The sequence below is a fragment of the uncultured Paraglaciecola sp. genome, from assembly GCF_937123705.1.
Lineage (GTDB): Bacteria > Pseudomonadota > Gammaproteobacteria > Enterobacterales > Alteromonadaceae > Paraglaciecola.
The window spans coordinates 1-14,672 of sequence record NZ_CAKZKO010000103.1; the positions used below are offsets into that span (position 1 = coordinate 1).

Sequence of the window (14,672 nt, forward strand, 5' to 3'; positions counted from 1 at the left end):
CGCAGGTATATAAAGGTCATCTTCTTTAACGTCTTTTTCATTAGGATCGATATCATTTTTTGAAGATGAGTAGCTTGAAATTACAAGCGCTGCCTGTTCTTGAGGTTTACCTTTAGTATCACGAACACTATTCTCATTTTCATTACTTTTCGGTATTGGGTTGTTTTTAAAGAAATCTTCTGGATTGGAGTAATCAAGCTCCCCTTCTTTTTTAAATGGTGCACTCGAATCTTGATTTATTTGTGCATTTTTATTTTTAGCTTTTTCTGCTGGACTCAACTTGCTTTCAGATGGATCTTTTATCTTTTTAGCTAGCTTTTCATTTTGCTCTTTTAGCCTTTTCATTTCAGCTTCAATGCGAGCTAAATCACGACCCGAAACCTTATCTTTAGATTGGCCGGTATCTCTGGTCATTTCTTCCCTAAAACGTTCCAAGTCCTTTTTCAGTTTTTCATTTTCACGAGCAACTAACTTAAGATCCGCCGAAAGCGCGTCAATACCTACCTCACGCGTGTTCGAGTCTGTAAGTATGTGGCGAATGCTTTCTTCTCGCGTTGTCTTTCGCTCAACTTTTTCACCGCTAGAAAAAATAGCTACAATGCCGAATATCACAACTAGACCTAAAGACATAGCTGTGTATTTCTTCATTTTAGGGTTCATATTTTCCCAATAAGCTTTCATTATTTACCCCTTAACAGTGATGGGCGTTTGGAAGTAGGAGCTTTTCCTTTTGCATTTTTACGCGCAACATAGACTTCAGTTTGCTGGCCTGGTTCTAAAACCTTTAGGGGCCAAGTTGTAACAGCTGCAACATCCCAATCACCACATGTTGCTTCGTTAAACTCCAATGCATTGGATGAGTTGTTTTCAGCAACACCTACAAAAACTGTTAGGCTATGACCCATTAAAACTTGCCCGTTTTTAAAGGAAACGGCCATACCAGGATGATCACAATATGGAGGAGTTATATTATTCGGCGTCTTATTCATTGAGTAACCTTGTGGAACATCCCCAAGGGCTAGCTTTCTAAATATTGTCCGTATTGTTTCTATATAAGGCTTACTCCTTTCCCATCTTTCAGCTTTTGGATTTGATTGCGCACCTGCAACTACAGAGCTACCATCAAGCTTAAGGAAAACCTCCCTCGGCGGTATTTCACGAGGAACCATTGTTAAGCTTAATGCTTGAGACTCGCTTCCTTTCTCTGTAACGAACATAGTTACAGGGTGATTTTTCTTGGTTGCGACATAAACCACGTTATCTTTAATACAAACTTCACCACACTCGCCATCATCTGACCCACCAGTAAGTGATGTAGACACTACTTCAGGATTACCAAATGGCGTTACTATTCGGTTTGGGTGCCCAATAGCTACAGGTATTATTTGATTCACGCCTGGAGTCATTTTAACGACAGCATCTTGTGAAACGTTGGCCCCGCGATATCCGCTTTCAGGATTCGCACGACTCTCCGATTCCACGCTTAACTTTTTAGCTTCTGCCGATGCTTTTTTCATGACACTTGCAGGTACTACTGGTATTGCATCTTGTGCGTTTATAGATGGTGATATTGCTAGAGCTACTGATAGCGCTAGGCTGCATTTAATCTTTTTCATTATTTATCCTGGCGCTCTTCTCTGCGTTGTAGACGATCAATAACACCTTCTGTCCGAGGGCGTCCTTCATACGTTGTCATGAAATCGATAATTGGAATGTAATTTGAAATGGCAATTGTAAATTCGTATGTTCTATCAATACGCTTTTCTGATTCGCTAGACATTCCTTTAGTAAACGAATAGCCATATACAAAAACCTTTTTCGATTTTGATTCATACTCTACGAATCTAGGCTCAAACCGCATACTTACTCTGTCATTCTTAATTTGTTGCGACTGAACTTCTAAAACTGAAATAACATCGTGGTAGATAGCCGGTGATAACATCCTTTCGATGCGTTCTTTAATAAACCCAACATTAGATGGCGTAACATTTCCGATAAGCTGGGCTAAAGCGAAGCCCCACGCTTCTTTATACCCAACTGAGGATGCATCATTTGTTACCCACGCCTCATCGTGTAAAGAGAAAGGCTGGATAGTAACGATTGTCTTTTTGTTGACTAACATACCAATAAGCATCAATACGCTTAGCAATAAGCCGGCGATAAAAATACGACTCCACTTATTCTCGTTTTGTATGCCTTCCCATGATTTGAGGTAGCTTTTAAGGTTCATGGTAAAAACCTCCGGATGTATGGATTTTTAAATGTTTTCGATTTAGTCATTGGTAAACCTGTCCAATACAGCATGTGAAGGAGGTAACCATCTGGGTGGTTATCTCTAAATTTTCGATAGAAGTTTGTAATAACAAGACCAATTACGGTGCACACGAACGCTTTACCCAAAATCACACCTACAACCAGTCCGATTAACATGGGAGCAAGCTCATCAGCGCTCCACATTAATAAGTGTGGTGGTTCATCAACTCGCCTTGGTATTCGCACAGGCTTCATGGCTTTCTCCTTATAGAATTAATGTTTCTATTCTCTGTCAAAGAGCCACTTAAGATCGCATCTGTTCTCACCCTTTTTGGGCAATTACAGCCTTATTGTCAAAATAATGTAGGTGAATTTGTATTTAATGAAGTTTTTGAGGGATGAATGTATTGCGTAGGTTTTTTATAAAAACTTTCACATGTGAAAGTTTTTCGCCCCATTTATCAATAGCAATAAGTGGGGCATGGTTCTTACGTTAGGATTATATTTAAACTCTTTTTTGTAAATTCCCCATAGCAATACCCACCAGCACACAGCAGGCCATCATAACAATAGGGATTATTATTGGGTTAAGTGCTATGGGTGCAAAAAATGCAATGCCCAACCCAAGCAAAAGATAACCTATAAATCTGACTCCGTACCGATGGATAACAGGTGAGGCATAATCAAAGTTAGTTCTTTTTATTCTCCAGGTCATCATTCCATCATACATAGCTGGTAGAAATAAAATTACCATATAGGGGGCCCAAGCAAGGAGTAATGCCATCCTAGTGTAAAACTGATAAACAATATTGCCTAACGCCTCTATCCTACCCTCAGCCCACTGAAACCACCATAGACCCATCTTTTCCATCCCCCTTGAATTTAACCTTTGCTCCTCAGTAGGGATTAATGTGTAATAAACACCCTCATAGAAGCCAGAGTCGATCATAGTAGATTGATACCATGATTCTGCTTTGTCTTCTATCCAATAGCGAGTGTGACTGCCAAGATTGGCATCCACAAGTTTGCTTTCTTGTTTGATGGCTCTGTCAGTCCAATCTCCTGGCACCAACAACAAAATAACTAATAGCTCAATTACCAGTAGCCAAACCACCAGCCATAATGGCTTCTTCATAATCAACCCTCCTTAACACTGTTTTTATTTGTTCACTGGTAATTAAGTCGTAAAGTACAGACCTAAGGCTGTTTTCACTTTCATGTAGTTTTGGGTATATTGTTAATCCACCTTCATGCTTGCTGTACCATTCACAAAAACTTTTGCCACTTCCAACTGTCCATGATGAACCTGAGTTATCAACAATCTCCACTTCCATTATTCTTGATGTTTCTGAAATCAACGCCTCGATAAATACAGCAAACCGAAGTGGGTCTGGTATCTTATTACCTGCTTTAAAGTGAACCGCCTCACTATATCTAACAAGAGCTTCTTCGATAATTTCATAAATCACTGGCTCTTCATCAGCACATATGTGATCCGTAATATACTCGCTAATTCTTTCTAAAACGAAACGTGATACAGGCCAATCAAACTGAAGTAACGTAAGTGCCTCTGCATTTTTTCTGCATCTTGTTTTTAGGCCATCTACCACTCTTGCGTAGGGATGTTGCTTTGCCATTTTTATATAACCTCAATAATTTGTTTTTTTTCAGCAAGTTTCTTGCAAGTTAAACAAGTATTGGGAGCCGACCCTTGATTAAGCGCCCCCCTGAAATAGTTCCAAAAAACTCAAGGTTTGGAAGCATTCCTAATAGCTGAGCCGGCAATAGGTCATACTCTTCTTCCATCAACCTTTCGCCTTGACTTCCGCCATGCATAATAGGATCTTCACTATCTGTATTTTGACCTTGATTCCTCATAACATATTTAACCCGGGTCTTTGGTAGGTTATCAGTGATATATTCTTGGGTTTCTTTGTCCAGAACGCGCAAAGCAAACTTGTTATTTAAGTTACCCAATACCTGTATTGCTTTATCTTTACTTCCCATTCGAGCTGAGAAGTCTGAAAACGTTTGTGTTGCCACAAATAACCTAAGCTTAGCGCCTCGCCCTTTATTTAAGAGTTGGATAAAGGGGTCATTTATCACCTCTGCGGCTTCATCTACGAATATATTTACAGGTCGATTGTTCACCCCGAAATTATAGCGATCACCGGCCACCGCCGTTAAATCTGATAGCATTATGGAGCCAATAGCACTACCGACCATGCTATCTGTAAGCGAGTCCAACCCTATATAAGCCACTTGCCCATTGTTAATTATTTTGGCGTTATCTGTAATTAGGCGAGCATCACTTAGATCAGTAGAGTCTGGAGATAACATTTTCCCTAACTCACCTGATGTAAGCATGTTCATAATCGGCAGTAGGTTTGCCACCATTTTAGAAAAGTGAGTCGAGTCATGTTGGAACATACTTAGCAAGCCTTCCAGCTCTGAACTTGGCTTCACAGGCTGTATTACATCGTAGTAAAACCTAAGCATGGCAAATGCCTTTTTCTCAATGTGACCATTCTTGGCTTTACTTTTATATGGCTCTGCCTCGGCCTCCCAGTTGGGCATTACATTTTCCGAGTAAGCTTCAATAGACTGAATTACTAATCCAGCTGCGCCCCCCTCAAGAAATCGTCTTAACAGTACAAGGTTAGGTCGCTGATAAGTCATAACGAGCCCTTGTGCAATGTTATTCAAGGCTTGCCATGCAAAGCTTGTAAATGGGTCTGCCCCCGCCTCCGATGGGATTAACGCTGCTAGTCGGCTAGCTATTTCTGTTACGCGAGTAAAGTTTCTAAGCGGATCTATTCTTACTGAGTCTTCAGGGAATGCAGGGTGAAATGATACAAACCTTTCTGGCTCGCCCATTGCTTCACAGACCTTTCGAGCGTTGTCACGCATCTCTTTATCGCCTTTAGGGTCAATGATAATCACAGCTTCATTTCGCAAAATAGCCTGAGATATCATAATGTCAAACATTCTCGTTTTGCCTGAGCCTGTAGTTCCTACAATTAACGAGTGTCCTTCTGTATGCCCTATATCTTGAACCAGCTTCTTTTCCTTGGGCTCAAGGCCATGTATCCAAGTGGCACCTATTGGCTTTGTCTTTTTTTTCTCTCTTTTTATTATTCGAGTGAATTTTTTTGTTGTTGACTCAAATCCTACTACGCTTGACCAGTCTCGCTTTAATATCTCGAATACTCGCTGTGTATGCCTATTTTCCCAATCAAAACCATTTCCCAACCACATCTCATTTGGGTGGCCCTGAATTGTTTTTTGAAGGTTTTCTAGCGTAATAAATTCAAGTTCACGACCACTCAAGTGCTTTTGTAAACTTGCCAATTTAATAGCTTTAGGTATATGTGACATTGCCATAATTCCACATATGCCACTCATCCAATAAAAAGGATCTGATGGCATTGTGCTGTAATAATTCACACCCATAGCCACCGCGCTTGCTGATATCCAGCCTAGCGCTGCTTGCCTTTCGTAGTTTGGCCTCCAGGGCATTTCATACTCAAGTGAGTTGTACTTCATGATTAGTTACCTTCCTTTAAAAATAGATGCAATTTACCTTGCTTATACATCAATGGTGGTGATGCTTGACCTCTCTTTAAGTGCGCTCTCAAGCTATGTTTGCTTATATCATTATATTCACCAGCTATAACATCTAATGATTTACCACTAGTAACCAGGCAATCACCTTCCTTGGTCACTGCGCTAACAATCCACTTACCTTCACGCTTTAAAATCATTTCTTTAAGTAATTTAATAGCTGAACTAACCGTTATAACCTTTGGTTTAATATCATCAAAATCAGCAGTCATTTTTCCTTGCCCTCTCATCAGTAAGGCGTCTTCATCAATCTCAGGGATGAAGATATCTTTAACTGGCTTTGTCTCGATACTATTTACATTTGTATCAGTTAAACTTTCTTGCTTTAAGCCCTGGGTAAATGGCATGCTATTTTGCTTTGCTTGCCCACTGTTACCTTTTGTGCTGTCAGTACGGTCTTCTTTTGAGGGTTTTCTTTTTTGTTTTTTGCTTTTTCTGCCTTCCATAATCACTTGTTTCACTTCGACCTCTCCAGTTGCTAACTCATCAAGAGCAGCAATTAAGAGTGATGAGGTGCTTGCTTTAAGTGCTAGACCTTTAACGCCTTTAAAGTTTTGTATTTTCTTCATTGGCATTACCGGATCTCCCTGAATCAAATCTGCACTCCATAAACATGCTAGAACCTCAGAAGCACTGCCACACCCTAGAGATTCTGCACCTTCTGGGTAGATAATAGAAACCTGACCCTCAAAGATATACAAAACCTCTCCTAGCAATTTCTCACCTATTAACACTGGTAATATTGCCTTTTCGAGTATGTTTTTCGCATCTAAAGGTAAACTATTTAAGTAGCTAACTAATTCATCCTTCGCTGCACAATCTGCCTCCACTGATCTATTACAATCTGCCTCCACTGATCTATTATTTTCTTGTGGCTTTGTTTCTGGATTTTCACTTGTTAGTGGTGCCGGCTGCTTTTTACTTTTACTTCCAGGTATATTTTTATCCGCTTTGCTAGGGAATAAGCAGCTAACGTTTATTGATTCATTTTTGGTAGATGTCACACTCACTACTGTGTCAATGGGGTCGCTCGCTGTTTGTTCTGTTTGTACAGACTGGTTTTGTTCTGTCTTAACTGCCTCTGCTTCACCAAGAGCCCCTTCTATGGTTTCGGGATCTATATCATTCTTTAACAAGCCATCTAACGGTGATTCGTCATCAACTTCAGGGGAATTTGCTACGATCTCATTAACCATTTCAAAATCGACAAAACCATAATCTTTTTCGCTTGCATCTGTATCGCTTGCATCTGTATCGCTTGCATCTGTATCGCTTACATCTGTATCGCTTGCATCTGTATCGCTTACATCTGTATCGCTTACATCTGTATCGCTTGCACCTTCATCGCTTACATCGGTATCGCTCGCACCTTCATCGCTCTCTATATCTACAAATTTAATTTCCACCTCAGCCTCTTCGCCAATAACAACCCCTTTAACCGGGGCTGGTGGCTCATTGGTGAAAACTAGCTCATGCGACTCAAGCCTTAACCCTAGCAACTTTATAGTATCTGCTGGCTGGCCTTGCTGTATGATTTCTGGGCACACATCCCAGTAACGATAATGGGCCGACTCACCATTTTTCCCTTGTACTTTGTTTGGAATTGCAAAGCCACGCTCAATAAGGATATCTGCTAACGTATCGGGATCTCTTGGTATCCCTGGTATTTTATCTTTTTCTACTAATTCATATAAATCACCCAGCTGTCTCCAGGTAATAAAAACACCTTGATGTAAATTCCATACCTTTGCGCCAGGTTCATTAATCTTCCAGCGACCTGTTTTAACAAGCCTTCTAATTGCATCGAAAACATACCTTTCAACCGGTACACCGTAAGAAAACTCATCAACACTTAGTCTGCTTTGCTTAAGATCGCGAGCAACGCTTTCTTGATCAGCTTTGAGCATTAACCTTGTAACTGGTTGGTTTGTACTCGTTCCCGCAATCGCTTCTAGCATTGCCTCCAATATTTCAGGCCCTGACTCGGATAGAAACTGTAAAACATTCGGTGGAATTATCCGCTCAATAGTTAATACTGAAAACTGCTCGTGCCTCTTATGCCGACTGTCACGCCATCGCAAAAAATACCGGTCAATTTTATTGTCTACTGCCCATCCATAAAGCGTATTGCTATATGGATTCCAAGTAACAGAGCCACCCTTATCTGTTACAGACACATCTGATAAAGGCTTACCTACATCATGAAGCAACCCAGCGAAACAGCTGGCTAATCGCCATCTAGGCTCATTATTGCGCCTATCTCTTGGTGACCCTTCCATTGAAAAAATGACAGATTCCGATGCTTGAGCAGCCCAAAAGGCAACCTCAAGGCCATGCCTAAAGAGTCCACCAGCACCACGATGATGATGGGCTTCTGACGCAGGCAATAAATGAACAAATTCAGCGTATTTTTTTATTACGGGCAATATTAAGCTTTTGCACTCTTCTTTATTAAAACCTAAAGCATTGCGAATACGCTGTATAAGCTCATCTTGAGTTAGCAGTACTTTATCAATAGGTGCAACCGGTAGACCTTTCGCGAAAGGCGGATATCTCGGTATCTCTTCTTCATACTCATCAACCACCACCGGCTTGGTTTTTAAAGGTGGAGTTGAAGGGCCAAATATTCGCTTTAGCTTTGTTAGCATTCAGATAAAACCAAACAAGTAATTTTCGATGCTTAATAGTCCCAGACTTTCACTAAAACTATGAAACGCGCTTCTGTCCAAATTGGGCAGTTAGAGCCTGCTGTATTAGGCCCAATACACAGTAAACTTAACTAAGACGATTTAATGAATAGGAATTAAATAATGAAGCAAGCCTCTTTTCTCATTGTTGGTATTGTTTTCATGGCCGGCTGCACTAGCTCTCCTGAACCAGAACCTGCGAAAGATGTAACAGAAGTAGAAACTAAACAAGCGCGTGTAACCCGAGGGTTAACTCTTTCTTGGGATAACATAGGTCGAGGCGGAGCGGCAATTCGACAACCTGGTTATATTCATGTTCTAGGTGATGGTAACTTGCATACGTTAGAAGCGAAGGCCAACTTACCTGTAGCAGATATGGAATCGCCTTACACGGTTAATAACGCTATAGCTGCAGTAACTGAAATTGATAAGAATACAAAGGCTAACAGCGCCTTAGCAATTGCTGATAAAAAACACCAAAATATTAAACAGGGATATTCATTCTATGAGTTATCTCGTTGGGAACGTTTCTGTAATGCTGGGATAGGTATGGATGAAGCTGATTGGCACTTCGTGACAGAGAACGGCGGAGCCAAAGGCATACCCGATATACTTACAGATTCTTGCTCCCTACCCGACCATAACTACCAGTCATATTTGGATGCATGGGTAAGCTTTTGCACAGATAAAAATGTAACTTCGACACAACGGAACATTGTTAGAAGTAGTGTTCGACCTAAATCTGTGGTGAATCCATGCAAAGCAATAAAACAATAAAACTTAATGGCAATTACGACTCAACAGATCGCAAAGTTGAGTTATATGAAGAAATGCGCGTAATGCTAGAAGAAGCTGGCTCAAGATGTACACCTCTTGACTCTGTTATTGTTATTTCGGGTGTTCTAAACGATATAGCAAAAGAACATGTTGAGTTGCAAAACCTATCTTTAAAATGGCGGGGCCTTCTTGAGTCATCTTCATCGGTTCGTCATTTAAGCTTACAACGCAAACGTAAGGAGGGGTAATGAAGCTATATATTTGTGAAAAACCATCTCAAGCAAAAGATTTAGCTGCCGTTTTGGGTATAACTAAACGCGGAGATGGCTACCTCCATGATGGAAAGGAAAACTATATAACCTGGGCTTTCGGGCATTTATTGCAAATGTACATGCCTCAAGATTATAGTGATAAGTTTAAGTCTTGGTCATTAGATACCTTGCCAATTTCACCTGAGAACTGGAAGCTTAAAGTAAAACAAACCGCATCAAAGCAAGTTAAAGTTATCGATTTGCTTATTAAAAAGGCGCAAGTTATTTATATAGCAACTGACTATGATAGAGAAGGTGAAGCAATTGCACGTTCACTCATGGATAGAGCTCAGTACTCAGGTTTAGTAAAACGAGTATGCTTAACGGCACTGGATGATAATAGTATTCGCAAAGCGTTGAAAAATATCAAAGATGGTAAAGAAACCCTATCACTATACTATGCTGCAATTGCTCGCCAGAGAGCTGATTGGTTGATTGGCATGAACGCTAGTCGATTATATACAGTATTAACTCGGAAGGCAGGTTTTGACCAAACGTTGCATATCGGACGAGTAATCACCCCTACTATTTTTCTTGTTTGCCAAAGAGATCAGGATATTACTAACTTCAAAGCATCTCCATTCTGGACGTTAGATATCTCAGTCTCTGTGCAGAATGGACACTTTAGCGCTAGATGGTGTGCACCTGATGAATTTATTGATGAGCAAGGGCGTTGCATAAACAAAGCTTATGCAGAGCAAGTGGCAGCTCAAATAAAAGGGGCTCAAGCTGTCATATCTAAAGCTGAAACTAAAGCAGGGAAAGAATCGGCACCACTACCTTTTGATTTGACTTCGTTACAGCAATATGCAAGCAAGAGATGGGGATATACTGCACAAGAAGTGCTTGATGTAGCTCAGAATTTGTATGAAAAATTTCGCGCTACATCTTATCCTAGAACGGATTGCAGATACCTTCCTGAGTCACAAAAACAAGAAGCTAATGAAGTTCTTCAAAATTTAATTTTATCTGACCAAGCAGTGTCGGGGCTGGTGGCCGGTGCGGATACAAGCCGTAAGTCACGCGTTTTTAATGATAAAAAAATAACAGCTCACCACGCTATTATCCCAACGCCGTTCAAAGTAGATATCTCCGCCATGTCTGAGCCTGAGTTCAATATTTATGATGCAGTACGGCGTTTTTATATTGCTCAGTTTTATAGTCCAGCTGAATTTAGCCGTACTGTAATTGATGTAATGTGTGGTAATCACTTATTTATAGCTGCTGGTAAAACACCTCTTAAACAGGGTTGGAAAGTACTTTTTAACTCCGAAAGTGAAAGCTCCCCACAGGACGAGGGTACAGAGGCTGGTGAAGGGCTCGCAGAGCAAGATAAACTTCCGCGTGTAAATCAAGGCGAGCCTGCTCTGATAAGTAACTCATCCATTGGTAGTAAAGTAACACGCCCCTCACCCCACTTTACAGAATCTTCATTATTAGCTGCTATGGAAAATATTTCTCGGTTTGTTACTGAAGAAAAATTCAAAAAGATTTTAGCTGAAACTGCAGGGCTTGGTACACCAGCAACTCGTGCGGGCATTATTCAAGGGGCCGTGGATAAAGGATATTTTAAGCGGCAGAAAAAAATGCTTATTTCTACCGAAAAAGCAAATGCCTTAATAGCTATTATGCCACCAGCCATAAAATCTCCTGGCATGACAGCGGCATGGGAGCAAGAGTTAGAAAAAATAGCTTCCGGCCACGGTAATATGACTGTTTTTATGAATCAAATAACCAACTGGATTTGCAAGCTAGTAGAAGAGCTAAAGGTGAACTCTTCTGCTTTAGTGGAAAGTGGTGGAACTATTTCTAAGGCATTTGAAGGGACTAAACCCGCAACTCATGAATGCTTTAATTGTGGAGGTGAATTAACCCGGTTAAAAGGATCAAATGGTTTCTTTTGGGGTTGCAAAAACACCTCGTGTAAGAAAACGTTTAACGATAATCGCGGTAAGCCTGTCGATCCTATAAAAGCAACAACCCCCCAAAAGAATGCTCCCAAATGTCCCGAGTGCGATTCACCTATGCTTAAGCGAAAAGGTAAACCAAAACAGGGAGAAAAGGCTTCTCAGTTCTGGGGATGCTCAAACTTCCCCACCTGCAGAGGTGTTCAGTCTATTAAACCCAGGAGAAAATAACTCATGAAAATAAATAATATTCAGTCTATTAAACCCAGGAGAAAATAACTCATGAAAATAAATAATATTATGCAACTAAGAAAGTTATTTGCTTTATCTTCAGTTGCCTCAGCCATGATTTTAACAGGTTGTGGCGGTGGCGAAGACGATAATAAAACGTCAACACCCGATACACCGGCAGTAATTTCAATCGAAAACACTTCTATAAATGAAGGAAATAAAGGGAGTAGTAAAAGTCTGTCAATTCCGATAAGACTTTCTAAAAAATCAGCAGAAGATATTGAGCTTGGATATTCTTTTGAAGATATATCAGCTATTAATGGTGAAGATTATTCAGCGAAGAGCGGTAAAATAATCATCCCATCGGGTAGTCGGCGTGCGCAAATTGATGTTTTAATTCATGGAGATGATAAGCATGAACCAGATGAGTATTTCAAAGTTCATTTAGATTCGGTCACTAATGCAGAAATAAATGATAAAAATAGTTCAGCCACAATAACAATACTCAATGATGACTCAGTTCCAACATTAACCTTTGATACAGTTATACAATCAGCTACTGAAAACGTGGGGGTTGTTACAGTTCCGGTTTCATTATCAGCTGAAAGTGGCTTTGATGTTACTGCTACGGTGTCATTATCTGGCACTGCACTTCTGGGCGATGATTATACGCTCAATGAAACTGAAGTATATTTTTCAGCAGGAGAGACATTTAGAGAAATTGAGCTATCTATTATCGAAGATCCAATACCTGAGGGTGGAGAAACAATCTTTGTAACGTTAGAACAAATTGAAAATGCAGATCTAATTAGTGGCGAGGGTTCTTCTCATACAGTTGTTATTTTGGGTGATATTGGATTAAACGATACCGGACTAACCAAATTCAGTGATGGAGTTGTTTCTAATTTATCATTTGAGCCAGCAAGCCACCCGGGACAAGATGCTTCGTATGGCCGCGATCTAAATCAAGCTGGTAACAATGATCACGGTCATGCAGGCTTTTCTTTTACTAAAATTGACTTCAATGGTAACCCACTACCAGCTACCAGTGAGAATTGGAGCTGTGTCCAGGATAATGTTACCGGATTAGTCTGGGAGAATAAGCAGCCAGATTTAACAATTGAAAAAGAAAATGGTGAAGACGATGTTTTGGAAACACCAACCGGCGATAGTTGGCGCGCCGGCAATTTTACCTATGCGTGGCATAACTCAAATATAAAAGATAACGGAGGGAGTTCTGGATCTCAAAGAACGACAAAAAATTCCTTACCTAAAGACCGGCCAGTTACTGTAACTAATGGATACTGTGGATTCACAAAAGATCCTGGTCGCAAAGATAAAATTTATTGTGACACCCAAGCTTATATTACTGAGATGAACCGAGTTGGTGCGTGTGGTTTTAATGACTGGCGAGCCCCAGAAGCGAGTGAATTACGATCTATTGCGAATTATGAGCAACCTGAAGTGACAACAGTACCAGAAAGTAATTTCTTTTCTAATTTAAAAACAAATACTAACTACCTAAGTGCAACCCCTGGTGCTGATAATGAAGCATCGGCGTGGTGTTATGATTTTGGTGATGGTCATGTAAAGCTTTGCCAAAAAGGTGTATACCAATCATTTATCGCAGTGAGGAATAAAAAATGAAATCTATTAATTTAACTGCATTCGCTATATCAACCCTACTTTTAACCTCTGGAGTTGCTGCACAAGTATGTAAGGAAAGCACAATCTACCCCCGGGTAAGTAGCCAGCAGTATATTGATCACTTGGATGGAACTATAACGGATGCTCAATCCGGTTTAGTATGGTCGAAGTGCAGCTTAGGCCAAACCTACTCTACTCGCGGCTGCTCTGGGGTTGCCGCTAATTTAGATTGGGCTGACTCACTAACAACGATTCAAGACTTAAACACCAGTGGAGGCTTAGCAGGTTATGATGATTGGCGATTACCCAACATAAAAGAGTTAGCTTCGCTCGTAAATGCGCAGTGCCATAGCCCTGCTATAAACTTAAGTGTATTTCCCGACACACCATCAGCAACTTACTGGAGTTCAACTTCGCGGGCGGATACTTCAGGTGTGGTTAATGGCGGTTATAGTATTAATTTTGCTACAGGATCTGATTTAAGTCCTGAAGTTACAAATTTACGACACGTTAGATTGGTCAGAGGAAATAATTAATGCCATCGATTAAATTCACTGTAGTAGCAGAAAGGTTGTTTGTGGATGATGAGTTATCAATGGATGGGCTTCAACTTCTTGCTGCCCTTGTAAGTAATGCAGAAATGGGCCTCATAAGTAAACGCCATGCTGTCCTAATAGGTACTGAATGTAATTTACATAAAGAGCAAATTGATGATGCTTTAGAGGAGCTTTTGGAGTTAGGTTACATTCAGTATTGTAGTAATACTGTGCGTGAAAGCCATAAACGTACTTGGGTAGTAAAGCCTTGAATAGATCGAGTATTACAGGGGTAACTCTGTAATACTCATGTGACAATAGCTAGTAGAGTTAAGAAATAATCAGTTGTTTAAGAAATCTAATCTGCCATTTTAGATCACGATTATACCAAGTTAAATTTACTGTTAGTTTATTTTTATATTCTTATCTACAAACAATATACTAATAAGTTTCACATGTGAAACTTTCCGAGCTTTAGGGTTTAAACAAATCAAGCAAAACGATGAGCTTTATTAATTCCTTATTAGAAGCTTCCATTCTGATAAACAAGGGCTGGTGCTGGGTATGCTTATTGGATACCAAACTGCATTGCTGAATGATTTAGCAATAAATACGGGCCATAATAGTTTAGATTCTTTACTATCAACATTGTCATCCAAACTAATAGAGGTTAACGATATTGTCTCCCTGTTATTAGTT

General features: G+C 40.2%; 13 protein-coding genes and 1 pseudogene. 6 read left to right on the forward strand and 8 right to left on the reverse strand.

Features of this window, described 5'->3' with window-relative positions; genetic code table 11:
• The 8 genes and pseudogenes from Q0688_RS13900 to mobH form a co-directional block, all read right to left on the reverse strand.
• A pseudogene (locus tag Q0688_RS13900) lies at positions 1-681 on the reverse strand (hypothetical protein); the annotation flags it as partial.
• On the reverse strand, positions 681-1,616 hold the full coding sequence (locus tag Q0688_RS13905) for a type-F conjugative transfer system secretin TraK (protein WP_299077770.1): 936 nt from the start codon (positions 1,614-1,616) through the stop codon (positions 681-683). The pseudogene Q0688_RS13900 and the gene Q0688_RS13905, both read right to left, overlap by 1 nt.
• Positions 1,616-2,230 (reverse strand): TraE/TraK family type IV conjugative transfer system protein, encoded by a 615-nt coding sequence (locus Q0688_RS13910; protein ID WP_299077773.1) that lies wholly within the window; start codon positions 2,228-2,230, stop codon positions 1,616-1,618. The genes Q0688_RS13905 and Q0688_RS13910 overlap by 1 nt, the downstream gene beginning before the upstream one ends.
• The gene (gene traL, locus Q0688_RS13915; protein ID WP_024608547.1) at positions 2,227-2,508 is read right to left on the reverse strand and encodes a type IV conjugative transfer system protein TraL; all 282 of its coding nucleotides are present in this window, start codon (positions 2,506-2,508) and stop codon (positions 2,227-2,229) included. The genes Q0688_RS13910 and traL overlap by 4 nt, the downstream gene beginning before the upstream one ends.
• Positions 2,509-2,758: 250 nt before the next feature.
• Entirely contained in the window at positions 2,759-3,388 is a 630-nt protein-coding gene (locus tag Q0688_RS13920) for a DUF4400 domain-containing protein (protein WP_299077785.1), read from the reverse strand.
• Complete coding sequence (locus tag Q0688_RS13925) at positions 3,345-3,890, reverse strand: hypothetical protein (RefSeq protein ID WP_299077788.1); 546 nt, start codon at positions 3,888-3,890, stop codon at positions 3,345-3,347. Before Q0688_RS13925 ends, Q0688_RS13920 begins: the two co-directional genes overlap by 44 nt.
• Before the next feature lie 49 nt (positions 3,891-3,939).
• The gene (traD, locus tag Q0688_RS13930) at positions 3,940-5,799 is read right to left on the reverse strand and encodes a conjugative transfer system coupling protein TraD (RefSeq protein WP_299077791.1); all 1,860 of its coding nucleotides are present in this window, start codon (positions 5,797-5,799) and stop codon (positions 3,940-3,942) included.
• Between the two features lie 2 nt (positions 5,800-5,801).
• Positions 5,802-8,525: a MobH family relaxase gene (gene mobH, locus Q0688_RS13935; RefSeq protein WP_299077794.1), complete on the reverse strand. Its 2,724-nt coding sequence runs from the start codon at positions 8,523-8,525 to the stop codon at positions 5,802-5,804.
• Positions 8,526-8,687: 162 nt separating this feature from the next.
• Between mobH and Q0688_RS13940 the strand changes: the two genes are divergently transcribed.
• Genes Q0688_RS13940 through Q0688_RS13965 form a run of 6 tightly spaced genes read left to right on the forward strand, consistent with a single transcriptional unit; the run spans position 8,688 to position 14,245 of the window.
• Positions 8,688-9,341, forward strand: a complete 654-nt coding sequence (locus Q0688_RS13940; protein ID WP_299077797.1) for a hypothetical protein — start codon at positions 8,688-8,690, stop codon at positions 9,339-9,341.
• Entirely contained in the window at positions 9,320-9,589 is a 270-nt protein-coding gene (locus tag Q0688_RS13945; RefSeq protein ID WP_299077801.1) for a hypothetical protein, read from the forward strand. The genes Q0688_RS13940 and Q0688_RS13945 overlap by 22 nt, the downstream gene beginning before the upstream one ends.
• Positions 9,589-11,790: a DNA topoisomerase 3 gene (locus tag Q0688_RS13950; protein ID WP_299077804.1), complete on the forward strand. Its 2,202-nt coding sequence runs from the start codon at positions 9,589-9,591 to the stop codon at positions 11,788-11,790. Before Q0688_RS13945 ends, Q0688_RS13950 begins: the two co-directional genes overlap by 1 nt.
• Before the next feature lie 51 nt (positions 11,791-11,841).
• On the forward strand, positions 11,842-13,437 hold the full coding sequence (locus tag Q0688_RS13955; protein ID WP_299077807.1) for a Calx-beta domain-containing protein: 1,596 nt from the start codon (positions 11,842-11,844) through the stop codon (positions 13,435-13,437).
• Positions 13,434-13,973 (forward strand): DUF1566 domain-containing protein, encoded by a 540-nt coding sequence (locus Q0688_RS13960; protein WP_299077810.1) that lies wholly within the window; start codon positions 13,434-13,436, stop codon positions 13,971-13,973. The genes Q0688_RS13955 and Q0688_RS13960 overlap by 4 nt, the downstream gene beginning before the upstream one ends.
• Entirely contained in the window at positions 13,973-14,245 is a 273-nt protein-coding gene (locus tag Q0688_RS13965) for a hypothetical protein (RefSeq protein ID WP_299077813.1), read from the forward strand. The genes Q0688_RS13960 and Q0688_RS13965 overlap by 1 nt, the downstream gene beginning before the upstream one ends.
• The last annotated feature ends 427 nt before the right edge of the window (positions 14,246-14,672 follow it).

Bases quoted from the DNA above. Each gene is read 5' to 3' on its own strand.
- traL (WP_024608547.1), bottom strand. From the start codon at position 2,508: ATGAAGCCTGTGCGAATACCAAGGCGAGTTGATGAACCACCACACTTA.
- Q0688_RS13945 (WP_299077801.1), top strand. From the start codon at position 9,320: ATGCAAAGCAATAAAACAATAAAACTTAATGGCAATTACGACTCAACA.
- traD (WP_299077791.1), bottom strand. From the start codon at position 5,799: ATGAAGTACAACTCACTTGAGTATGAAATGCCCTGGAGGCCAAACTAC.
- Q0688_RS13960 (WP_299077810.1), top strand. From the start codon at position 13,434: ATGAAATCTATTAATTTAACTGCATTCGCTATATCAACCCTACTTTTA.
- Q0688_RS13955 (WP_299077807.1), top strand. From the start codon at position 11,842: ATGAAAATAAATAATATTATGCAACTAAGAAAGTTATTTGCTTTATCT.
- Q0688_RS13925 (WP_299077788.1), bottom strand. From the start codon at position 3,890: ATGGCAAAGCAACATCCCTACGCAAGAGTGGTAGATGGCCTAAAAACA.
- Q0688_RS13940 (WP_299077797.1), top strand. From the start codon at position 8,688: ATGAAGCAAGCCTCTTTTCTCATTGTTGGTATTGTTTTCATGGCCGGC.
- mobH (WP_299077794.1), bottom strand. From the start codon at position 8,525: ATGCTAACAAAGCTAAAGCGAATATTTGGCCCTTCAACTCCACCTTTA.
- Q0688_RS13950 (WP_299077804.1), top strand. From the start codon at position 9,589: ATGAAGCTATATATTTGTGAAAAACCATCTCAAGCAAAAGATTTAGCT.
- Q0688_RS13920 (WP_299077785.1), bottom strand. From the start codon at position 3,388: ATGAAGAAGCCATTATGGCTGGTGGTTTGGCTACTGGTAATTGAGCTA.
- Q0688_RS13965 (WP_299077813.1), top strand. From the start codon at position 13,973: ATGCCATCGATTAAATTCACTGTAGTAGCAGAAAGGTTGTTTGTGGAT.
- Q0688_RS13905 (WP_299077770.1), bottom strand. From the start codon at position 1,616: ATGAAAAAGATTAAATGCAGCCTAGCGCTATCAGTAGCTCTAGCAATA.
- Q0688_RS13910 (WP_299077773.1), bottom strand. From the start codon at position 2,230: ATGAACCTTAAAAGCTACCTCAAATCATGGGAAGGCATACAAAACGAG.